Here is a 20,356-nt window from a genome sequence, read left to right as displayed (position 1 = left end):
CCGCACAAGGAGCAGGACCATGGCAAAGAGAGCACGACAGTGGCGCACCGTCTCGGCGGGCATCGCGGTACTCGGTCTCACCCTCACCGCCTGCGGTGGCGCGAAGGTCGGTGACACCGCCGCCGGTGCGGGCGGCAGCTCGGGCACGTGCGGCACCTTCAACCTCGCCGACAACCCCTGGGTGGGCTACGAGGCCGATGCGGCGGTCGTCGGCTATGTCGCGGAGCACCGGCTCGGCTGCACCGTCAGCAAGAAGGACCTCAAGGCGGAGATCGGCTGGCAGGGCTTCGAGACGGGCCAGGTCGACGCCATCCTGGAGAACTGGGGCCACGACGACCTGAAGAAGAAGTACATCACCGAGCAGAAGACCGCCGTCGACCTCGGCTCGACCGGCAACAAGGGCATCATCGGCTGGTACATCCCGCCGTGGCTCGCGAAGAAGTACCCGGACATCACCGACTGGAAGAACCTCAACAAGTACGCGTCCCACTTCAAGACGTCCGAGTCGGGCGGCAAGGGCCAACTCCTGGACGGCGACCCGTCGTACCAGACCAACGACGAGGCGCTGGCGAAGAACCTGAAGCTGAACTTCAAGGTGGTGTACGCGGGCAGCGAGACCGCGCTCATCCAGGCCTTCCGGGACGCCGAGCGCAACAAGAAGTGGATGATCGGCTACTTCTACGAGCCGCAGTGGTTCTTCTCGGAGATACCGCTGGTCCACGTCAAGCTGCCCCAGTACACCAAGGGTTGTGACGCCGATCCGGCGAAGGTCGCCTGCGACTACCCCGTCTTCGACCTCGACAAGATCGTCAGCACCAGGTTCGCGAAGTCCGGAAGCCCGGCCTACGACCTGGTGAAGAACTTCAAGTGGACCAACACCGACCAGAACGTCGTGGCCAAGTACATCGCGGTGGACAGGATGACCCCGGACGCGGCGGCGAAGAAGTGGGTCGACGCGAACCCGGACAAGGTCAAGGCCTGGCTCGGCTAGACCCGTCGGGAGTGCCGGCGCCGCTGAGCGCCGGCACCGTGGCCTCGGGCCGGGTGAGGGAGCGGGCGGCGAGACGGAACCGGTTGAGTCTGTCGACGATGGTCTGCCCGACCGGGGTGTGGCCCCAGACGCTGATGCCCTGGTGGGTGCTGGGCTGCCAGGTGGTCTCGTCGATGACGATCGGGTTCCAGCCGACCTCCCACTCGAAGCCCGAGGGGGTGCGGGCGTAGTAGGAGAGTTCCTTGTCGTTGGTGTGCTGACCGACGGAGAGGGCCATGTCGAAGCCGAGTTCGCACACGCGCTGGTAGCTCTGCGCCACGTCGTCGAGTGTGGCCGTCTGGATGTTGAGGTGCTGGACGCGGGTGCGGACCGGGTCGATCGGCGGGCCCCGGACGGCGGCGATCGCGAGGGAGTGGTGGCGTTCGTTGACGCGCAGGAAGCGGATCCTGAGCTTGACGCCGCTGATGGTCTCGTCGATGAGGTCGGTGAGGCGGGCGTCGAAGACCGTGTCGAAGTAGCCGTGCAGCCGGGCCGGTTGGGTGGACGTGATCGCGACATGGCCCAGGCCGGCGTCACCGGTGACGAAGCCCGAGGCCAGCATGGTCAGCGGTGCGGCCGACTTCACCGGGGTGGTGTAGATCTCCTGGGTGATGCCCTTGGGGCCGGGGAAGCGCAGGAGGCGTTCGACGCCCCGCAGCGCCGCGTCCTCGGCACTGCCCTCGACGCAGGGCACTCCGTGGGCTCGTACCCGCGCCTCGATCTCTTCGAAGCTGCGGTGGTCGCGATGTGCCGGCCGGTGGCCACGACGTCCTCGGCCGGACCGCGCCGGACGAGGAACCGGCACTCCTGGTCGTCGAGGCGGAAGCGCATCAGGTCGCGGGAGAGCGCGTCGTGGTGCATGCCGATGGCGTCGGTGCCGAAGCGGCGCCAGTCGGTGAAGCGGTCGGTCTCGGTGACGAAGTAGCCGAGGTAGCCGAGGTGTTCGGCGAGCATACGGCCCCCGGACGGCCGGTTGACCTTGTCCGCGGCGCCCCCGGTGAGACACGAGCGGGCCCGGTACGACTTTCGCCGTACCGGGCCCGCCACGTGTGGGTCGGGCGTGGGCTCACCCGATCTCGACGAGCAGGTCACCGCCCTCGACCTGCTGGATGCGGTTGATGGCCAGCCTGTTGACGCGCCCCGCCTTCGTGGTGGTGATCGCGGCCTCCATCTTCATCGCCTCGATGGTGGCCACCGTCGCCCCGGCATCCACCTCGTCGCCCTCGGCGACCGCGAGGGTGACGACGCCGGCGAACGGTGCGGCCACGTGGCCCGCGTTGGCGCGGTCGGCCTTCTCGGTCACCGGGATGTCGGAGGCGGCGGAGGTGTCGCGCACCTGGATCGGCCGGAGCTGGCCGTTCAGATTGGACATCACGGTCCGCATGCCGCGCTCGTCCGCCTCGCCGACGGCCTCCAGCTCGATGAGGAGCCGGACGCCGGGTTCGAGGTCGACGGCGTACTCCTTGCCCGGACGCAGCCCGTAGAAGAAGTCCTTGCTGTCCAGCACGCTGGTGTCGCCGTAGGTCTGGCGGTGGGTCTCGAAGTCGCGGGTCGGGCCGGGGAACAGCAGCCGGTTGAGCGTGGCGCGCGGCTCCTTCGCGAGGCCGGAGCGGTCCTCCGTGGTCAGCTCCTGGACAGGCCTGGGCTCGGCGCGGCCCTCAAGTGCCTTGGTGCGGAAGGGCTCCGGCCAGCCGCCGGGCGGGGTGCCCAGCTCACCGCGCAGGAAGCCGATGACCGAGTCGGGGATGTCGTACCGGTTCGGGGTCGCCTCGAAGTCGGCCGGTGCCACCCCGGCGCCCACCAGGTGCAGGGCGAGGTCGCCGACCACCTTGGAGGACGGGGTGACCTTGACCAGGCGGCCCAGCATCCGGTCGGCCGCGGCGTACATCGCCTCGATGTCCTCGAAGCGGTCGCCGAGTCCGAGCGCGACGGCCTGGGTGCGCAGGTTGGAGAGCTGACCGCCGGGGATCTCGTGGTGGTAGACGCGCCCGGTCGGGGAGGCGAGACCCGCCTCGAAGGGGGCGTAGATCCGGCGGACGCTCTCCCAGTACGGCTCCAGGTCGCCGACGGCCTGGAGGTCGAGGCCGGTGGGCCGGTCCGAGTGGTCGGTCGCGGCGACGATCGCCGACAGGGACGGCTGCGAGGTCGTGCCCGCCATGGAGGCCACGGCACCGTCCACCGCGTCCGCGCCCGCCTGGATCGCCGCGAGGTAGGTGGCGAGCTGACCACCCGCCGTGTCGTGGGTGTGCAGGTGCACCGGCAGGTCGAACTCACGGCGCAGCGCCGATACGAGCGTGGCGGCGGCCGGGGCGCGCAGCAGGCCCGCCATGTCCTTCACGGCCAGGACGTGCGCGCCGGCCTCGACGATCTGCTCCGCGAGGCGCAGGTAGTAGTCGAGGGTGTACAGGCGCTCGTTCGGGTCGGACAGGTCGGAGGTGTAGCAGAGGGCGACCTCGGCGATCGCCGTGCCCGTCTCCCGTACGGCCTCGATCGCGGGGCGCATCTGGCCGACGTCGTTGAGCGCGTCGAAGATGCGGAAGATGTCGATGCCGGTGGCCGCGGCCTCCTGCACGAAGGCGTCGGTCACCTCGGTCGGGTACGGGGTGTAGCCGACGGTGTTGCGGCCGCGCAGCAGCATCTGCAGGCAGATGTTGGGGACGGCCTCGCGCAGGGCGGCCAGGCGCTCCCACGGGTCCTCGGCGAGGAAGCGCAGGGCGACGTCGTAGGTGGCACCGCCCCAGCACTCCAGGGACAGCAGCTCGGGCAGGGTCCGCGCCACCACCGGGGCGACGGCCAGGAGGTCCTTGGTGCGGACGCGGGTGGCCAGCAGGGACTGGTGGGCGTCGCGGAAGGTGGTGTCGGTGACGCCGATGGTCGGCGACTCGCGCAGTGCGCGGGCGAAGCCCTCCGGGCCGAGCTCGACGAGCTTCTGCCGGGAGCCCGCGGGCGGCTCGGTGGCCGGCAGCGCGGGCAGTTTGGTGGTCGGCTCGATCAGCTCGGGGCGCTCGCCGTGCGGCTTGTTCACCGTCACGTCGGCGAGGTAGGTGAGCAGCTTGGTGCCGCGGTCCGCGGAGGAGCGGGAGGTGAGCAGGTACGGGCGCTGCTCGATGAACGACGTGGTGACCCGCCCGGCCTGGAAGTCCGGGTCGTCGAGGACGGCCTGCAGGAACGGGATATTCGTGGCCACACCGCGGATGCGGAACTCGGCCACGGCGCGCCGGGCGCGGCCGATCGCGGACTTGAAGTCCCGGCCCCGGCAGGTGAGCTTCACCAGCATGGAGTCGAAGTGCGCGCTGATCTCCGTACCGGCATGGGTGGTACCGCCGTCGAGACGGATGCCCGAGCCGCCCGGCGAGCGGTAGGCGCTGATCCGGCCGGTGTCCGGGCGGAAGCCGTTGGCGGGGTCCTCGGTGGTGATACGGCACTGCAGTGCCGCGCCGTGCAGCTTCACCGTCTCCTGGGAAAGGCCCAGGTCGGCGAGGGTCTCGCCGGCGGCGATGCGCAGCTGGGACTGGACGAGGTCGACGTCGGTGACCTCCTCGGTGACCGTGTGCTCGACCTGGATGCGCGGGTTCATCTCGATGAAGACGTGGTTGCCCTCGCGGTCGAGCAGGAACTCCACGGTGCCCGCGTTGCGGTAGCCGATCTCGCGGGCGAAGCGCACCGCGTCGGCGCAGATCCGGTCCCGCAGGGCCGGGTCGAGGTTGGGCGCGGGGGCGAGCTCGACGACCTTCTGGTGGCGGCGCTGCACCGAACAGTCGCGCTCGAAGAGGTGGATGACGTTGCCCTCGCCGTCGGCGAGGATCTGCACCTCGATGTGGCGGGGCTCGATGACGGCCTTCTCCAGGAAGACCGTGGAGTCGCCGAACGCGGAGGCCGCCTCGCGGGACGCCGCCTCGATGGACTCGCGCAGCGTGGCCGGGTCCTCGACACGGCGCATACCGCGCCCGCCGCCGCCCGCGACCGCCTTGACGAACACGGGGAAGCCGATCTCCTCGGCCGCACGGACCAGTTCGTCGATGTCCGTGGAGGGCGCGGAGGAACCGAGCACGGGGACGCCGGCCGCGCGGGCGGCGGCCACCGCACGCGCCTTGTTGCCGGTCAGTTCGAGGGTCTGCGCGCTCGGCCCGACGAAGGTGATGCCCGCTTCCTCGCAGGCCTTCGCCAGCTCGGGGTTCTCGGACAGGAACCCGTAGCCCGGGTACACCGCGTCCGCGCCCGCCTGGCGGGCCGCACGGACGATCTCCTCCACGGAGAGATACGCCCGCACCGGATGACCCGGCTGACCGATCTCGTAGGCCTCGTCGGCCTTGAGCCGGTGCAGCGAATTACGGTCCTCGTGGGGAAAGACGGCGACGGTCCTCGCGCCCAGCTCATAGCCGGCACGAAATGCCCTGATCGCGATCTCACCACGGTTGGCGACCAGTACCTTGCGGAACATCGCCGCTCCCTTCAGCCTGCCGATGACGCCCCCCATGGTGTCGGTGACGTGCCGGTATGGCCATGTGAGGCGAGCCACTCTGCGGGTGTGTCGCGTCACAGAGTGATGTCGGCCGCCTTCTTGATGGCCTCGCGGATGCGGGAGTAGGTGCCGCAGCGGCACACGTTCTCGATGCCGTCGATGTCCTCGTCGCTGGGGTGGGGCGTCTTCTTCAGCAGGGCCGCGGCGGCCATGATCTGGCCGGGCTGGCAGAAGCCGCACTGCGACACGTCGCACTCCAGCCAGGCCTGCTGCACCGGGTGCAGGGTGTCGCCGCCGGCCAGTCCCTCGATGGTGGTGACCTCGCGGTCCGTGCAGTCGGCGACCTTCACGACGCAGGGCTGGATCTCCTCGCCGTCGAGATGGCTGGTGCAGGCGCGGCAGACGCCGACGCCGCAGCCGTACTTGGGGCCGGTGACGTGCAGCAGGTCGCGCAGCACCCACAGCAGCGGCATGTCGGCGGGGGCCTCGACGGTGACCTTCTCGCCGTTGAGGGTGAAGGAGTAGGAGGGCATCGGCACCTTCTCGGAAGTTCGGGCTCAGCGGTTCAGCCTCGGGCTCAGAAATTCAGGGGGAAGCGGCGGGGCTTGGTGCCGGTGGCCCGTGCGTAGGCGTTGGCGACGGCTCCGGAGGCGGCCGGCACGCCGAGTTCGCCGGCGCCGCCGGGCTCCCCCTTGGACGGCAGGATGTGCGCCTCAAAGTGCAGCGGGGCGTGCCGCTGGCGGGCCCACCGGAAGTCGGCGAAGCTGCCCTCGCGCACGGCGCCCCGGTCGATGTGCAGCCCGGCCTGCAGCACGGTGGAGATCCCGTCGATCGCGGTGCCCATGAGCTGGGCCTCGAGACCGCGCGGGTTGACGGCGGTGCCGACGTCGGCCGCCATCACCACCTTGGTCACCCGGGGCTTCTTCGGGTCGGTGGCGTCGATCTCGACGAGGCAGGCCACGCAGGACCCGTACTCCTCGTGCACGGCGACGCCCTGCCCGTGCCCCTCGGGCATCGTCCGCCCCCAGCTCCCGGCCTCGGCGACCTTGTCCAGTACGGCGGTGACGGTCTTGTTCCGCAGCGTCGTACGGCGGAAGGCGACCGGGTCCCGGCCCAGGCTCCGGGCGACCTCGTCCACGACGATCTCCTCCGCGGTCCGCATCGTCCCGGAGTCCACCGACCGCCAGGCGCCGAGCGGCATCGCGAGGTCGACGCCGCCCGAGTCGCCGGAGACACGGCCGAAGTTGTAGAGGCCGGAGTCGCTGGGCAGCGGGGCGGCCGCCGGCCGTACGAAGGCGGCCTGGTTCGCGGTCCCCTTCTTCCCGTACGACTCGTTCACCGAGGCCGTCGCATGGGTGAAGGCCACCACCCGGCCGCCCGCGAGGCTGGCCCGGATCCGGTGGTGGCTCGCGGGGCGCATCCTGCCGTGCCGGGTGTCGTCGCCGCGGCTCCACATCAGTTTGACCGGCCGGTGTGCCGCCTTCGAGATCAGGGCCGCCTCGATGGCGGCGTCGAAGTTCAGCCGCCGTCCGAACGAGCCGCCGCCGCGCAGGACATGGACCGTGACCTTGGAGGCCGGCAGCCCGATCGCCGAGGCGATGCTGTCCCGTGCGTCCATCGGCGTCTGGGAGGAGAACCAGATCTCGGCCTTGTGGGCGCGTACGTCCGCGATCGCGGTCAGCACCTCCATCGGGGCGTGGCTGACGAAGGCGAACTCGAACTCGCCCTGGACCTGCGTCGACCCCCGCGGCGGAGTGCCGAGCGACGGGACGGCCGCCCGCAGCCGGGAGCGGATCTGGGCGTCCGACACCGAGGCCGACGGTCCCGGTGCCCATTTGATCTTGAGGGCGTCGCGGGCGTTGAAGGCGTGGTGGAAGGACTCGGCCACCACGGCGACCCCGCCCGGGACCCGGACGACGGCATGCACGCCGGGCAGGGCGCGGGCCGCCCGGTCGTCGACCGAGACGACCTTGCCGCCGATCGTCGGCGGCCGCGCCACCACGGTCGGCTTCACCCCGGCCACGGACAGGTCGCCGGTGTACTTCGCCTTGCCGGTGACGATGTCCCGGGCGTCGATGCGGGTCGTCGGCCGGCCGATCACCTTGTGCTGGGACGCCGGTTTGGGCTTGGCGGACACGGCCGTACGGCGGATCCTGGCGGCGCTCGCGGTCAGGGATCCGAAGGTGGCGGTGCGGCCGTCCGGTGCGATCACCATGGTGTCCCTGGTGCGCAGGCTCCAGGCGGGGACGTGCCAGCGTCTCGCGGCGGCGGTGACCAGCCTGGCGCGCGCCGTGGCGGCCAGCTGCCGGGCCGGGTCGTACAGCGAACTGACCGAGTTCGAACCGCCGGTGGACTGGTTGCCCTTGGTGCGGGCGTCAGCAAGGGGGATGTCGACGTCGGCGAGGCGGGCGTCCAGTTCCTCGGCGATCATCATGGCGACGGCGGTCGTGATGCCCTGGCCGACCTCGACCCGCGGCAGTCGTACGACGACCTTGTTGGCCGGGGTCACCTCCAGGACGAGCATCTCGTCGTCGGCGCCGGTCACCAGCACGTCGGAGGGTCCGCGGGCGGGCTCGGACCCCTCCGCCTTCGAGCTGTCACAGGCGAGCGGGGCGGCGAGGGTGAGCGTGGCGGCGGACAGGGAGTAGACCATGAACCTGCGGCGGGACACCCCGTTGGGTGGTGTGCCCGCGTCCGGCGCCGGGCCGGTGCCGGCGGCCGGGGACTCGATGCCGTCCAACGAACACTCCTCGCGTGCGTCGCCCAGTGGGTCAACCGGTATGAGGTGCCGGGCGTCCTGTGGGTTCCCTGAGAGCTGCCGGAGTGCCGACCGATTCAGGCCGGTCGCGGGCAGGTTGACCCCATCTGCCCCTGGTCGTCCGTAGGCTCTGGGTGCGCAGTGAGATGCATGCGGCAGACGACCGTCCCCACAACCTACGGAGAGCCATGGCCGACGCCAGCCCCCAGGCCCGTGCCGTCGCACTGCTGGGCCGCCCCAAGCTGTGGCTCATGCCCACCGTCGTGACCGGACTCCTCGCCCTGTTGCTGGCCCTGCTCTACATGGGCGGCATCGTCAACCCGCAGGGCGAACTGCGCCATCTGCCCATCGCCCTGGTCAACGCCGACACCGGCAAGCCGCCGGCCGGGCAGCGGCAGAACGCGGGCACACAGATCACCGCGGCCATCACCTCCGACACCTCCAGCGAGAAGGCGGAGTGGCGCAAGCTCACCCTCGCGCAGGCCCAGGACGAGCTGGACTCCGGCAAGGTCTACGGCGCGCTGGTCATCCCGTCCGACTTCACCGCGTCCCTCACCGCGCTCACCACGACGGACGCCACCGCACGGCCGACGATGACGGTGCTCACCAACCCCGGCAAGGGCAGCCTGGGTTCCTCCCTCGCCAGTCAGATCACCACGGCGACGGCGCACCAGGCCTCGCAGAACATCGGCAAGCAGCTCACCGCGGCCGCGGGCACGCAGGCGAACTCCACGGCCAAACTGCTGCTCGGCGACCCGGTGAACGTCGTCACCCAGGTCGGCCACCCGATCGGCAGCCACAGCGGCCTCGGGCTGAGCGCCTTCTACTACACGCTGCTGCTCGTGCTGGCCGGGTTCATGGGCGGAAACGTCATCAGCAACGGCGTCGACACCGCCCTCGGCTACGCCGACAACGAGATCGGCCCCTGGCACACCCGCCGCCCCACCGTGCCGATCACCCGCACCCAGACGCTGCTGCTGAAGATGGCCATGACCGCGGGCATCACGGTCATCAGCGTCTCCCTGATCATGCTCGCCACCATCACCCTCCTCGGCATGGACGCCACCCACATCCCGCTGCTGTGGATCTACTCCTACTGCGCGGCCCTCGCCGTCGGCCTGGGCGTGCAGGCCATCAACGCCGCCTTCGGCGGGGTCGGCCAGCTGGTCTCCATGTTCGTGTTCATCGTCCTGGGCCTGCCGTCCTCCGGCGCCACGGTCCCCCTCCAGGCCGTCCCCGGCTTCTACCGCTTCCTCTCCAATTTCGAGCCCATGCGCCAGCTCAGCGACGGCGTCCGCGCCATCCTCTACTTCGACGCCCGCGGCGACGCCGGCCTGACCCGCTCCTGGATCATGATCGCCATCGGTGCGGCCCTGGGCCTGCTCTTCGGCTTCGCGATGACCCGGTACTACGACCGCAAGGGCCACGAACGCCTGACGCCGCAGCCTGCTTGAGGTTCAACGGCCCGCGTGTGCCGACCACTCCTCGTCGGTGAGGTCGAGGAGTCCCGCGATCGTGGCGGCGTCCGGCAGCGGACCGTGGTCCCCGGTCACCCTGAGCGCGGACGCCGCCGTGATGTGGCCGAGGCGCAGGGCACGCAGCGTGTCGTAGCCGCGCAGCGACCCCGCCAGGAAACCGGCGGCGAAGGCGTCGCCCGCGCCGACGGGCTCCACGACGTCCGTACGCAGCGCCGGCACGGTGCACACGCCGTCGTCGCCGAAGGCGTGTGCGGCCCGACCGCCGTCCTTCACGACCAGGATGCGCGGTCGCCCCAACAGCCGCCGTACGTCGGCTGGTTCGAGGTCGGCGCCCCACAGGTCCTGTGCCTCGTCGAGGCCGACGAAGGCGATGTCGGCGCGGTCGGCCAGCTCGCGCAACACCTCGGCGGCCGTGCCGTGCGGCCACAGCGCGGGGCGGTGGTTGACGTCGAAGCTGATCGCGTACGGCCGTTCGTCCACCGGAGTGCCGAGCGCCTGTTCCACCAGGTTCCGGCAGGACGCGGACAGCGCGGGGGTCACCCCGGTGAGGTGCACGAGCGACGCGGACCGCACCCTCGCGTCGTCCAGCACGCCCGGTCCCAGGGCCGAGGCCGCCGAACCGCTGCGGTAGTAGTGGACGCGGGTGCGGTCGCGGCCCGGATCCTTGACGAGCAGGCCGGTCGGCCGCTCCGGGTCGGTGCGTACGCCGGTGACGTCGACGCCCGCGGCGGCCACGGCCGCGCGCACCCGCCGCCCGAACGCGTCGTCGCCGAGGGCGGAGAGCCAGGACACGGAACGGCCCAGATCCGCCAGGTACATGGCCACGTTGGACTCGGCACCGGCCACCGACAGACGCAGGTCCTGGGCACTGTCGAGAGACTCGGGCGGATCTGGGGCCAGGGCCGCCATGGTCTCGCCGACACAGACGACCGGCCCGTCGGCCGGAAACCGGATGCTGTTCATGACGCCGCCAGTGACGGGCGGTGGGCGGTGGCCGGTGAGCCCGGTCCGTAGACGCGGGCGGTGAACAGGGCGCCCAGGGGGACGGGCAGTTGGGCCAGTTCCTGCAGGGGCGCGGCGGGTTCGTCGGGCGCCGTGCGGAACCGGCCCGCGAGGATGTCGACGAGCACGAGGCACCCGTCGGCGGTCCAGCGGACACCCTCGCCGAGTTCCAGGCGGTCGGGGTGAGTGGGGCGGAGTTCAGTGGTCGGGTCGCCCTCCGTGAAGTCACCGCTCACTGCGCGAACTCCGCCACGACGGCCCTGAAAGCGCGGGCCCGGGCGCGCAGTTCGCTGACACTGCCGCCGTCGGCCGCGTCGCCGATGAGGGGTGAGCCGACGCCGACCGCGACCGCCCCGGCGGCCAGGTAGCCGCGGGCGGCGGCCTCGTCGACACCGCCCACCGGCACGAACGGTTCGTGCGGGAAGGGGCCGCGCAACGCCTTGAGGTAGGCGGGCCCGCCGGCCTCCGCGGCCGGGAAGATCTTCAGCGCCGCGGCGCCGAGGCCACGGGCGGTCACGATCTCGGTCGGTGTCAGCACGCCCGCCAGGACCGGCATGCCCAACTCCCGTGCGGCGCCGACCCCTTCGCCCAGTGCGGGGGTGACTGCGAAGTCCGCGCCGGCCCGGTGGGCGGCCCGGGCGTCGTCGGCCGTCAGGACGGTGCCGGCGCCGAGGGGGCGGTCCGGGCCGAGGGCCTGCCGCGCCTGCTCGATGACGCCGAGGGCGTCCTTGCCGGTCAGCGACACCTCGATCAGCTCGATGCCTTCGGCGGCAAGGGTCAGTACGGTGCGCAGGGCGGCGGCGGGGTTGTCTCCGCGCACGATGGCGACGAGGCGGTGGGTGGTCAGGGCCGCTCGCAGATCCATGAACGGTCGCTCCAATTCGCTTGGTTTCAGGGACAGTTGAAGTGTTCAGTTGAAGTCAGCAGGTGCAGTCCGCGCTCACCGTGAGCCGCCAGCGCAGCTCGCCGGACGCCGGGACCCGTGCGGCGTCGCCGGGGCCCGCCTCGGCGAGGTCGAAGACGCGGCCGAGCATGGGCTCGACGCCCGTACTGCGGTAGGGGCCCGTGACCGGGAAGCCGCCGAGGTTGCGCCACACGGCGATGGACAGCGGCTGGCCGTCGGCTTCGAGGGAGAAGGCCAGGCGGTCCTCGTCGTCGTGGACGCAGGCGCGGGAGGCGTCGACGACCGCTCCGACCGCGGTGCCGTCGTCCGGTCCGAAGCGGTCCAGACGTGCCCCTCGGGGTGCGGGCCAACTCCCTTCCGTCCACGGGCCGTTCGCGGACGGGTAGAGACGGGTGTCCGCACTCTCGGGCAGGTGCAGCGTCGCCCGCTCGGAGAGGTCGAGCAGGGCGTGCGCGGCCCACACGAACCGAAAACCGGGGTCGGCCGCAAGGACGTAATCGCCCCGGGCCCCCTCATGTGCGCTCCCGACCGTCCGGGTCAGCGAGAACCGCTCGCAGCGCACGCTCTCCGTGCCGTCGCCCTCGCTCGTCCAGGCCCGCGACCAGGCGTCACCGTGGTCCGGCGTGCCGCGGACCGTCGGCACGCACTCCTCGAGCCCGCCCGCGTCCACGAAGGCGTCACCCGGGGACACGTGCTCGCGCCCCGTGCCCTCCCGTCGCCACAGCCACTCGCGTGCGCCCGAGTGCAGGGAGGTCCAACGGCCGCCGTGGGCCGGGTCGGTGACGATCTCCACCGACCCCACCGTCTCCGACGACCCCACCGTCACCACTCCGCGAACGAACCGTCGGCGTGCCGCCACACCGGGTTGCGCCAGGCGTGCCCGGTGCGGTCGGCAGCGCGTACGGCGGCCTCGTCCACGGTGATACCGAGGCCGGGGGCGTCGCCGCGGGGCGCGTGCCCGTCCACGAACCGGAACGGTTCGGGGTCGACGACGTACGAGAGCAGGTCGGCGCCCTTGTTGTAGTGGATGCCGAGGCTCTGCTCCTGGATGAGGAAGTTCGGTGTGGCGAAGGCGACTTGGAGGCTGGCCGCCAGCGCGATCGGGCCGAGCGGGCAGTGCGGGGCGAGCTGGGCGCCGTAGGTCTCGGCGAGCGAGGCGATGCGGTGCACCTCGGAGATGCCGCCGGCGTGCGAGAGGTCGGGCTGGGCGACGGCGACGCCCGCGGCCAGCACGGGCAGGAACTCGGCGCGTCCGTACAGGCGTTCACCGGTGGCGAGCGGCACGGAGGTCGAGGTGACGAGGCCCGGCAGCAGATGGCTCTGCTCCGGGAGGACGGGTTCCTCCACGAACAGCGGGTGCAGGGGGGCCAGTTCGGCAAGGACGCGGCGGGAACTGGCGGCGGTGAAGCGGCCGTGGAAGTCGACGGCGACGTCGCGGTCCGGGCCGAGTGCCTCGCGGGCGGCGGCCACCCGGGCGACGACGGCCGCGGTCTCGGCGAGGGTGGCGACCGGGGAGGTGGCTCCGGCGCCGTTCATCTTCACGGCGGTGAAGCCGGCCTCCACCTGGGCGGCGATCTGCTCGCTGAGCTCGGCGGGTTCGTCGCCGCCGACCCAGGCGTAGACCCGGACCCGGTCGCGCACGGGACCGCCCAGCAGGGCGTGCACGGGAGCGCCGTACGTCTTGCCCGCGATGTCCCACAGCGCCTGGTCGAGCCCGGCGACGGCGCTGGAGAGGATCGGGCCGCCGCGGTAGAAGCCGCCCTTGCTGAGGACCTGCCAGTGGTCCTGGATGCGCAGCGGGTCCTGGCCGACGAGGTACTCGGCCAGGACGTCGACGGCGGCCCGGACGACCTCGGCGCGCCCCTCGACGACGGGTTCCCCCCAGCCGACCACGCCGTCGTCGGTCTCGACGCGGCAGAACAGCCAGCGCGGCGGGACCAGGAAGGTTTCGATACGGGTGATCTTCACTGGGGGCGGGAGCCTTCCGTCTCGTCGGTGCCGATCCGGTCCAGGTCGCGGCCGGCCTGGTCGAGCAGGGCACGCATGGCGGCCTCCGCGGCCAGGGGGTCCTGGTCGCGCACGGCGTCCAGGACGGCGCGGTGGGCCGGTATCGGGTCCTCGCTGTGCGGGGAGCTGTGCACGATGCGGTCGCGGTGGGCGAGGCCGGACTCGATCACCATCTCCATGCGTTCGAGGAGTTCGTTGTGGGTCGCGGCGAGCAGCGCGCGGTGGAAGGCGAGGTCGGCCTCGACGGCGTGCGCGGCCCCGGCGTCCTCCTCCCCCATCGCCGCGAGGGCGCCGTCGAGGGCGGCCAGGTCGTCGTCGGTGCGGCGCTGGGCGGCGAGGCGGACGGCGGCGGGTTCGATGATCGCGCGCACCTCGGCGAGGTTGTGCAGCAGTGCCTGGTCGGCGTCGCCGGTGCGACCGCCCTCGAACTGCCAGCGCAGCACGTCGGCGTCGAGCAGGTTCCAGTCGGCGCGGGAGCGGACGAAAGTGCCGCGCTTCTGGCGGGCGTCGACCATCCCCTTGGCGGCGAGCACCTTCAGGGACTCGCGCAGGGCGGTGAGGCTCACGTCCAGCTCGCTCTGCAGCGCCACCAGGTCGAGGGTGGCCCCCTCGGGGATGTCGCCGCCCAGGATGCGGCGCGCGAGGGCTTCCACGGTCTGGCCGTGGACGCCGCGGCGGGCGTAGGGCGTCATGTCGTACAGCCTTTCTGCTTCGACGGGTTCACGAGGGGCGCGGTCATGCCGAGGCCTTCACGACGCTCCAGCCGCCGTCCACGACGAGGCTCGTGCCGGTGATGTAGGAGGCCTCGTCGGCGGCGAGGAAGGCAACGGCCGCGGCGACCTCCTCGGGGGTGCCGAACCGCCGGGCGGCCGTCTCGGCGACACTCCGCACCCGTTCCTCTTCGGGCACCCTGCCCCAGGCCGCGGTCAGGATCGGCCCCGGTACGACGGCGTTGACGCGCACCTCGGGCCCGTACTCGACGGCGAGCTGACCGCACAGGGAGAGCAGGGCGCCCTTGGAGGCGGCGTAGGCGGGATGTCCGGGGATGCCCTTGTGGGCGTGGACGGACGAGGTCAGCACCACGGCGCCCCGCCGGTCCCGCAGATCGGGCAGGGCCGCGCGGAAGCCCAGGAAGCTCCCCGTCAGGTTCACGTCGAGCTGCCGCTGCCACGACGGCAGGGACATCTCATGGGCGGGCGTGACGTCGACGGTGAAGGCATTGCTGACGAGGACGTCCACGGGGCCGAAGGCCTGCGCGGCGGCGACGACCAGCGCCCAGTCCTCCTCGACGGCGACATCGGCGGCCACGAACCTGGCCCGGCCGCCGTCCTTGCCGATCCGCTCCGCCACGGCCTCGCCCCGCTCCTCGGCGACGTCGACGAGTACGACGGCGGCTCCCTCCTCGGCGAGGCGTACGGCGGTCGCGGCTCCGATGCCGGAGGCCGCTCCGGTGACCACGGCCGTGCGGCCGGTGAATCGGGCGCCGCCGTGCGGTCGTGCGGGCTGGTCCATCGTGGGGTTCGACTCCTTCGCGGGAAAGGGCTTGCTCGAAACATAAGGGGCTCAGGCACGTATCAGCACGACCAGGTCGGCGTCGTGATCGGCACTCCAGACGAACGGCAACCCGTGGTGGAGCAGATGAGCTCCGCCGTACGACGTCCCCGTCGCCGTGTCCCGGTAGCGCGCCGCCGGGTCGAGCCCCCGCAGCCGGAGCCGGTCGGGGCGTCCGGGCAGCAGCGGGGCGCCGTCGAGGCGGCCGGTGCTCAGCGCGGCGACGACCGTGCGCCCGCCGGCGTCGTACTGCACACCGCAGGTGCTGTCTTCCGGGGTGCCGAGGAGCCGGGCCTCTCCGTGGTGGACGACGTCCCGCACCTCCTTGTACCGGGCGATCCACGTCGTGGCCTCGGCCCGCTTCTCCGGCGTCCAGGCGCGCAGGTCGGCGCCCACGCCCAGGACTCCGCAGATGGCGTTGACGAAGCGGAAGGCGAGGCTGCGCGGGCGCGGGTCGAAGATGCCGGGGGCATCGGTGACCCAGGAGCTCATGACGTGCGGGGCGTGCGCGTGCAGGAAGCCGAACTGGACGGACAGCCGGTCCAGCGGGGCGGTGTTGTCGCTGGGCCAGACGACGTCGGTGCGGGCGAGGGTCGCGTGGTCGATCCGTCCGCCGCCGCCCGCGCAGCCCTCCACCGTGACGTCGGGATGGGCGGTGCGCAGGTGGTCGAGGACGCGCAGGTATCCGGCGACGTGCTCCGCGTCCAGGTCGAGGCGGTCGGCGGGCCCGGCGCCGGGTCGGCCGCGTTCGGTGGGCGGCCGGTTCATGTCCCACTTCAGATAGCTCACCGCGTACGCGGTCAGCAGTCGGTCGAGTGTGCCGATGACGAAGTCCTGGACGTCGGTGCGGCCCAGGTCGAGCAGAAGTTGGTTGCGGACCAGACGGGTGGGACGGCCGTCGATCCGGTAGACCCAGTCCGGGTGTTCGGCATACAGGCGGCTCGCGGGACTGACGGCCTCGGGTTCGACCCACAGGCCGAAGTCCAGCCCCAACCCCCTTATGTCCTCGACGAATTGGCCGAAACCCTGCGGGAACGCCGTCGGGTCCGGGTACCAGTCGCCGAGGCCCGCGGTGTCGTCGGCCCGCCCGGTGAACCAGCCGTCGTCCACGACGAACAGTTCGGCCCCGATGTCGGCGGCCGACTTGGCCAGCTCCAGTTGCCCGGCGGCGTCGACGTCGAAGCCGGTGGCCTCCCAGGAGTTGTAGAGCACCTTGCGGGGGCGGCGCAGCCGGTCGCCGGCGAGGTGGCGTTCGTAGCGGTGCCAGACGCGGGAGAGCCCGTCGAGTCCGTCCGGGCTGAAGGCGCAGGCGAGGCGGGGAGTGGTGAGGGTGTCTCCCGGCACGAGGACGACCGCGCCCTCGTGCGGGACCCGCCCGGCGCGCACGCGCAGCGAACGGCCCGGCTCGGCCTCGGCGGTGATGTGCCAGTTGCCCGGCCATTCGAGCGCGATGCCGTACGCGGCCTCCGCGTCCCCGTCCTGCACGGCGAGCCAGGGCGCGTACGCGTGTCCGGGCACGCCCTGGAGGCTGCCGATGCCGAACGTGCCTCTGGGCAGGTCGAGTTGGGTGCGCTGGAACTCCTGCGACCACTGGCCGGTGAGGTAGGTGAGCCGGGCCGCGCCCGTCACCGGAATGTTCACGGCGGCGGAGTCGAACCGTTCCAGGCGCAGTTCCTCCCGGCCGGTGTGCTCGGTCCAGCGGAGGATCACGTCCGTGCCCGGCACGGTCTCGTAGCAGAGGACCGTGCGGAGACCGAGCACGTCGTCGGTGAAGGCGAGCCGCAAGGCCCCCTCCCCTTCCTCCGCCCCGTCGAACTCCCACCACACGCCCCGCTCCTCGCCCGGGCGTGCCGCCACGAAGTCGGCGCCGGTGAACGGCCTCAGTCCGTACGGCAGATACTCGGCGGGGGCGGCGTCGGCAGGCGTGATGAAGTGCGTACGCCGCGACCAGTCGAGGGCGGAGGGGCCCTCCTCGACGCCGAGCGGACCCCAGGCGTCGAGTTCGGCCCATGGACCGTCCGGGGACAGACGCACGGTGTAGCTGGTGTTCTCCGTCCGCAACATCCAGCGGTCGTACGTCACTTGACCGCTCCCAGGTTGAGCCCGGCCACGAAGTGCCGCTGAAACCGCAGGAACACGGCGACCGTGGGCGCGGCGGCGATGACGGAACCGGCGGCGATCACGTTCCACATCGACACGTACTGCCCCTGAAGTCCGATGAGGGCGGCGGTGATCGGCATCTTGGTGTCGCTGCGCAGGACGGTGATCGCCCAGAGCAGGTCGTTGAAGATCCAGGTGAAGGACAGGGCGCTGAGGGCGGCCAGGGCGGGGCGGGTCAGCGGGAGGATGATCCGCCAGAAGATCTGCCAGGGTCCGGCGCCGTCGACGACCGCGGCCTGCTGGATCTCCACCGGTATCGACCGCATGAAGCCGTGCAGGACGAAGACGTAGAAGCCGACGCCGAAACCGATCTGCACGCCGATCAGCGCGGGCAGGGTGTCGTAGACGCCCATCAGTTCGCTGAGCTTGGACACCGGGATGAGCAGAATCTGCGGTGGGAGAAGGTTGCCGCCGAGCATGAGGAGCAACAGGGAGCGGCGGAAGGGTAGTTCGTAGCGGCTGAGGGCGAACGCCGCCATGGCGGCCAGGGCGAGGGTCACCAGGACGCAGGGCACGGTGACGAGCAGGCTGTTGATCAGGGCGCGCTGCTGGCCGCCGTCGACCCAGGCCTGGCGGAAGTTGCCGAGGGTGAAGGAGTGGGGCCAACTGCCCAGCCCGTGCGCGGCGATGTCGTCGAAGGAGCGCAGGCTGGTCACCAGGACCAGGGCGATGGGCAGCAGCCACAGGACGGCCAACGCCCCGGCGCCCAGGTGGAATCCGGCGGTCGCGGCCCTCTTGCGGCGCAGGGCGGTGGAGGTGGCGGACATCAGTCGGCCTCCCGGAACGCGCGGACGAGGTAGGAGCAGATCACGCCGAAGGCCAGTACGAAGATGACGACGGCCAGTGCGGAGCCGTAGCCGAGTCGCAGGGACTGGAAGGCAGTTGAGTACATGTATGTGCTCAGCAGCTCGGAGGAGTGGTAGGGGCCGCCGCGGGTCAGCGACCACACGACGTCGAAGGAGCGCAGCGAGTCGATGACGATGACCGACACAACGACCGCGTTGACGCTGCGGAGTTGGGGCAGGGTGACGTGCCGGAAGCGCTGCCGGGCGGTCGCGCCGTCCACCTTGGCCGCCTCGTACAGGGCGGGATCGATGCCCTTGAGGCCGGCCAGGTACAGGACCATGACGTAGCCGATCTGCCGCCACAGGGCGGGCACGATCACCGCGTACAGGGCGGTGTCCTGGTCGGCGAGCCAGGCGTGGCGGAGGCTGTCGAGGCCGACGGATGCGAGGAGTTGGTTGAGGACGCCGTCGGGCTGGTAGATCGCCTGCCAGACGAGGGCGGTGGCTACCAGGGAGAAGACGACGGGCAGGAACAGGGCGGCCCGGTAGAAGCCGACGCCCCGTCGCTCCTGCTGGAGGAGGAGCGCTGCGGCCAGTCCCAGCAGGGCGGACAGACCGCCGAAGAGGACGAGCCACAGCACCGTGTGGCCGGCCGCGCTGCGGAAGACGTCGTCGTGGGCCATCTCCCGGAAGTTGTCCAGGCCGATGAACTGCGGTGCCGAGACGCCGTCCCAGCGCGTGAGGGCGAGGTAGAAGCCCTGCAGGGCGGGCCAGAACACCCAAACCGCCTCGGCGAGGAGCGGGACCAGGACGAAGGCCAGGACCAGGGGTGGCGTGCGCCGGGGACCCCGGACCCGCTTGCCGCTGAGCGGCGTGCGGGCCGGGGACTTGCGTTCGGGCGCGGTCAGGACGGCCATGTCAGGCGTTCCAGATCTTCTCGGCCTCGCGCTGCCAGTCGGTGAGGATGCTGCCGATCGACTTGGGTTTGGCCAGGAACTTGGTCAACGCGGTGTCCGCGGTGGGCTGGAGGGCGTCGCTGGAGTCCCGGTTGAAGAACTGGGTGATCTCGGCGGCCGCCTCGATGTGCTCCCGTCCCTTCTTCACCAGGGCGGTCCCGGCGTCCTTCGCGTCCGGGTTGCAGGGCAGGACGGTCCCGGACGAGCCCTTGATGTACGTCTCCTGCGCCTCGGCGGTGGCGAGGTAGCTCATCAGGTCGAGGACCTGGTCGCGGCGGCCGGTGCGGGCGCTCGCGAAGTAGCCGTCCGTGGGCGCCTCTTCGGCGAGCGGGACCTTGGAGTCGATGACCGGGAAGCGGAAGAAGTCGATGTCGTCCAGGGCGCTCTTCGGCGCCGCGTCGGCGAAGAAGGTGCCGATGAGCATCATGCCGCTGCGGCCGTTGAGCAGGGCGGTGGTGGCGTCCTGGAAGGGGACGGCGGCGCCGTTCGGGTCGAAGTACGGCAGCACCTCCTGCCAGCGGTCGAAGACCTTGCGCACCTCGGGGTCGTCGAACCGGTGCTTCCCGGCGAGGAGTTGACGGTGGTAGTCGGCGCCGTTGATCCGTATGTCGAGGTAGTCGAACCAGGCCGACGCCACCCAGGCGGTGTTGCCGCCCGCGCCGAGCCCGATCGGGGCGACGCCCTTGCTCTTGAGCTTGTCGCACAGATCGAGGAAGTCGTCCCAGCTCTTGGGCTCGCTCACGCCCCACTTGGCGAAGTTGGACTTCCGGTAGAACATCCCCCACCAGTAGTAGGTGGTGGGCACGAAGACCTTCTTGCCGGAGCTCGCGGTGCAGAGCGAGTTCAGCGCCTTGGAGTACTTCTTCAGGTCGGGCGAGGAAGTCCACGCCTCGTCGAGGTCGAGCAGCAGCTTCTTCTTGGCGTAGGCGTCGGCGACCGAGCCGGGGTACCAGGTGTACACGTCCGGCGGGTTGGCCGAGGTGAGATACGTCGGCAGCTGGGTGCGGAAGGTCTCCGCGGCGACCGTGTTGAGGCTCGCCCTGCCGGAACCCTGCTTGCCGTAGTCGGCGACGATGTCCTCCATCGCGGCCTTGGCCTGCGGGGCGGAGAGGTTGGACTGGAGCGTCACCGCGCCCTTCGAGGAGCTCTTGCCGGAGGAGGTGGAGGTGACGCACCCGCTGAGCAGTGCCGTCGTCCCGGCGGCACCGAGCCCGGCGAGGAACCGGCGTCGGCCTGGCTGAAGGTTGATCATGACTGTTTCCT

Annotated in this window: 16 protein-coding genes and 1 pseudogene; 2 read left to right on the top strand and 15 right to left on the bottom strand. The window is 71.4% G+C overall.

What is annotated here, in order from left to right; all coding sequences use genetic code 11:
- Positions 1-19 precede the first annotated feature (19 nt).
- A complete protein-coding gene (locus OG303_RS42320; RefSeq protein WP_405875212.1) occupies positions 20-991 on the top strand; it encodes an ABC transporter substrate-binding protein in 972 nt (323 codons plus the stop codon).
- On the opposite strand, the pseudogene OG303_RS42315 reads toward OG303_RS42320, so the two are convergent.
- From OG303_RS42315 to OG303_RS42300, 4 genes and pseudogenes are all read right to left on the bottom strand, one after another.
- Positions 972-1,984: pseudogene (locus OG303_RS42315) on the bottom strand (VOC family protein). The gene OG303_RS42320 and the pseudogene OG303_RS42315 overlap by 20 nt on opposite strands.
- Positions 1,985-2,096: 112 nt before the next feature.
- Positions 2,097-5,471 carry a pyruvate carboxylase gene (locus tag OG303_RS42310; protein WP_405875211.1) on the bottom strand — a complete coding sequence of 1,125 codons (3,375 nt, stop codon included), beginning with the start codon at positions 5,469-5,471 and terminating at the stop codon, positions 2,097-2,099.
- 95 nt (positions 5,472-5,566) lie between these two features.
- Positions 5,567-6,025 (bottom strand): (2Fe-2S)-binding protein, encoded by a 459-nt coding sequence (locus OG303_RS42305; RefSeq protein ID WP_405875210.1) that lies wholly within the window; start codon positions 6,023-6,025, stop codon positions 5,567-5,569.
- A 44-nt stretch (positions 6,026-6,069) separates the two neighbouring features.
- Positions 6,070-8,145: a molybdopterin cofactor-binding domain-containing protein gene (locus tag OG303_RS42300; RefSeq protein WP_405877748.1), complete on the bottom strand. Its 2,076-nt coding sequence runs from the start codon at positions 8,143-8,145 to the stop codon at positions 6,070-6,072.
- 293 nt (positions 8,146-8,438) lie between these two features.
- Between OG303_RS42300 and OG303_RS42295 the strand changes: the two genes are divergently transcribed.
- The gene (locus OG303_RS42295) at positions 8,439-9,704 is read left to right on the top strand and encodes a YhgE/Pip domain-containing protein (protein ID WP_405875209.1); all 1,266 of its coding nucleotides are present in this window, start codon (positions 8,439-8,441) and stop codon (positions 9,702-9,704) included.
- A gap of 3 nt (positions 9,705-9,707) precedes the next feature.
- Here OG303_RS42295 and OG303_RS42290 read toward each other — a convergent pair whose 3' ends face one another.
- The 11 genes from OG303_RS42290 to OG303_RS42240 are packed head-to-tail and all read right to left on the bottom strand — an operon-like array spanning position 9,708 to position 20,345.
- Positions 9,708-10,691, bottom strand: a complete 984-nt coding sequence (locus OG303_RS42290; RefSeq protein WP_405875208.1) for a sugar kinase — start codon at positions 10,689-10,691, stop codon at positions 9,708-9,710.
- Entirely contained in the window at positions 10,688-10,966 is a 279-nt protein-coding gene (locus OG303_RS42285) for a hypothetical protein (RefSeq protein ID WP_405875207.1), read from the bottom strand. Before OG303_RS42285 ends, OG303_RS42290 begins: the two co-directional genes overlap by 4 nt.
- Positions 10,963-11,595: a bifunctional 4-hydroxy-2-oxoglutarate aldolase/2-dehydro-3-deoxy-phosphogluconate aldolase gene (locus OG303_RS42280; RefSeq protein ID WP_405875206.1), complete on the bottom strand. Its 633-nt coding sequence runs from the start codon at positions 11,593-11,595 to the stop codon at positions 10,963-10,965. The genes OG303_RS42285 and OG303_RS42280 overlap by 4 nt, the downstream gene beginning before the upstream one ends.
- A 55-nt stretch (positions 11,596-11,650) precedes the next feature.
- Positions 11,651-12,454: a hypothetical protein gene (locus OG303_RS42275; RefSeq protein ID WP_405875205.1), complete on the bottom strand. Its 804-nt coding sequence runs from the start codon at positions 12,452-12,454 to the stop codon at positions 11,651-11,653.
- 2 nt (positions 12,455-12,456) lie between these two features.
- Positions 12,457-13,602 carry a galactonate dehydratase gene (gene dgoD, locus OG303_RS42270; protein ID WP_405875204.1) on the bottom strand — a complete coding sequence of 382 codons (1,146 nt, stop codon included), beginning with the start codon at positions 13,600-13,602 and terminating at the stop codon, positions 12,457-12,459.
- Positions 13,599-14,333, bottom strand: coding sequence for a FadR/GntR family transcriptional regulator (locus OG303_RS42265; RefSeq protein WP_405875203.1), 735 nt, complete (start codon positions 14,331-14,333; stop codon positions 13,599-13,601). Before OG303_RS42265 ends, dgoD begins: the two co-directional genes overlap by 4 nt.
- A 43-nt stretch (positions 14,334-14,376) precedes the next feature.
- A complete protein-coding gene (locus OG303_RS42260; protein ID WP_405875202.1) occupies positions 14,377-15,153 on the bottom strand; it encodes an SDR family NAD(P)-dependent oxidoreductase in 777 nt (258 codons plus the stop codon).
- 51 nt (positions 15,154-15,204) lie between these two features.
- A complete protein-coding gene (locus OG303_RS42255) occupies positions 15,205-17,256 on the bottom strand; it encodes an alpha-galactosidase (RefSeq protein WP_405877746.1) in 2,052 nt (683 codons plus the stop codon).
- A 14-nt stretch (positions 17,257-17,270) separates the two neighbouring features.
- Positions 17,271-18,119: a carbohydrate ABC transporter permease gene (locus OG303_RS42250; RefSeq protein ID WP_405875201.1), complete on the bottom strand. Its 849-nt coding sequence runs from the start codon at positions 18,117-18,119 to the stop codon at positions 17,271-17,273.
- Positions 18,119-19,054, bottom strand: coding sequence for a carbohydrate ABC transporter permease (locus OG303_RS42245; RefSeq protein ID WP_405875200.1), 936 nt, complete (start codon positions 19,052-19,054; stop codon positions 18,119-18,121). The genes OG303_RS42250 and OG303_RS42245 overlap by 1 nt, the downstream gene beginning before the upstream one ends.
- A gap of 1 nt (position 19,055) precedes the next feature.
- A complete protein-coding gene (locus OG303_RS42240; protein ID WP_405875199.1) occupies positions 19,056-20,345 on the bottom strand; it encodes an ABC transporter substrate-binding protein in 1,290 nt (429 codons plus the stop codon).
- Positions 20,346-20,356 lie beyond the last annotated feature (11 nt).

The sequence above is a fragment of the Streptomyces sp. NBC_00005 genome (assembly GCF_045160215.1).
GTDB lineage: Bacteria > Actinomycetota > Actinomycetes > Streptomycetales > Streptomycetaceae > Streptomyces.
This window is presented reverse-complemented; position numbering and strand designations above follow the sequence as displayed.

Excerpts from the sequence above, each read along its gene's own strand:
- OG303_RS42320 (WP_405875212.1), top strand. The coding sequence starts at position 20 with ATGGCAAAGAGAGCACGACAGTGGCGCACCGTCTCGGCGGGCATCGCG.
- OG303_RS42310 (WP_405875211.1), bottom strand. The coding sequence starts at position 5,471 with ATGTTCCGCAAGGTACTGGTCGCCAACCGTGGTGAGATCGCGATCAGG.
- OG303_RS42305 (WP_405875210.1), bottom strand. The coding sequence starts at position 6,025 with ATGCCCTCCTACTCCTTCACCCTCAACGGCGAGAAGGTCACCGTCGAG.
- OG303_RS42300 (WP_405877748.1), bottom strand. The coding sequence starts at position 8,145 with ATGGTCTACTCCCTGTCCGCCGCCACGCTCACCCTCGCCGCCCCGCTC.
- OG303_RS42295 (WP_405875209.1), top strand. The coding sequence starts at position 8,439 with ATGGCCGACGCCAGCCCCCAGGCCCGTGCCGTCGCACTGCTGGGCCGC.
- OG303_RS42290 (WP_405875208.1), bottom strand. The coding sequence starts at position 10,691 with ATGAACAGCATCCGGTTTCCGGCCGACGGGCCGGTCGTCTGTGTCGGC.
- OG303_RS42280 (WP_405875206.1), bottom strand. The coding sequence starts at position 11,595 with ATGGATCTGCGAGCGGCCCTGACCACCCACCGCCTCGTCGCCATCGTG.
- OG303_RS42265 (WP_405875203.1), bottom strand. The coding sequence starts at position 14,333 with ATGACGCCCTACGCCCGCCGCGGCGTCCACGGCCAGACCGTGGAAGCC.
- OG303_RS42260 (WP_405875202.1), bottom strand. The coding sequence starts at position 15,153 with ATGGACCAGCCCGCACGACCGCACGGCGGCGCCCGATTCACCGGCCGC.
- OG303_RS42255 (WP_405877746.1), bottom strand. The coding sequence starts at position 17,256 with ATGTTGCGGACGGAGAACACCAGCTACACCGTGCGTCTGTCCCCGGAC.
- OG303_RS42250 (WP_405875201.1), bottom strand. The coding sequence starts at position 18,119 with ATGTCCGCCACCTCCACCGCCCTGCGCCGCAAGAGGGCCGCGACCGCC.
- OG303_RS42245 (WP_405875200.1), bottom strand. The coding sequence starts at position 19,054 with ATGGCCGTCCTGACCGCGCCCGAACGCAAGTCCCCGGCCCGCACGCCG.
- OG303_RS42240 (WP_405875199.1), bottom strand. The coding sequence starts at position 20,345 with ATGATCAACCTTCAGCCAGGCCGACGCCGGTTCCTCGCCGGGCTCGGT.